The sequence below is a fragment of the Paracoccus sp. PAR01 genome (assembly GCF_014851995.1).
Lineage (GTDB): Bacteria > Pseudomonadota > Alphaproteobacteria > Rhodobacterales > Rhodobacteraceae > Paracoccus > Paracoccus litorisediminis.
The window spans coordinates 1-649 of record NZ_JACVAW010000092.1 but is presented as its reverse complement, the minus strand read 5'-3'; the positions used below and the strand labels follow the sequence as shown (position 1 = coordinate 649).

The 649-nt window shown below is 56.5% G+C and carries 1 protein-coding gene; it reads right to left on the bottom strand.

Annotated elements, in window-relative coordinates:
* Window positions 1-422 precede the first annotated feature (422 nt).
* A partial coding sequence (locus IB235_RS24820; protein WP_192339077.1) for a toxin-antitoxin system HicB family antitoxin occupies window positions 423-649 on the bottom strand: 227 nt, incomplete at its 5' end.

The window sequence follows — 649 nt, the reverse complement described above, 5'->3', positions numbered from 1 at the left end:
GGAGGTCAAGCTCTGGACCGAATGCCGAATGTGTGAGTAACATGATGGCCACTGCTTAGATCAGGCTGGATACTGGAAGATGCTGTGGCAAGGGACGGCGGCCTTTGCGGGGCCGCCGCTTCAGGTTTCTGCGACAGATTCACCATGGGTCGGCGGGGTGTGGCGGCCCTTTAGCGTATAGCAGTAACCCATGCCTATATCCGGGCACGAAGCAATCCACCATCTGGCGTTGCAACGTAATTGGCCGGAGCCTGGGGGCGACCTATGGCGGTGAAGATGTCTCTGGACTTCGCCAAGATCGGGCAGTCGTGGGGGCTGAAAAATGGTAAGGTTCCAGATCCGTCAGGATTGTGCTGTAGTTCGCTTAGGCCACGCCCCATATTTCACCCCATCGGTTAATAATCCGGCAACCTCGTAAGTAATTAATCGCTAGGTGGCTGGTTAATAGAAGAGCAGGCTTGCATCGCCTTCCCGTTGTTTGCGACGGGTGGATTTTCGGCAAGCGCGGCTGCACGTTCCAGCGCTTCGTCTGCCCATTGGTTCAAGCTCTTGCCCGCCAGTTCGGCAGCCCTAGCAATATTGCAGTGGGTTTCTGGGCGGAGCCTGAACATGACCTTGCCGGAATAGGGCTTTAGCGGTTCCTTGCCGA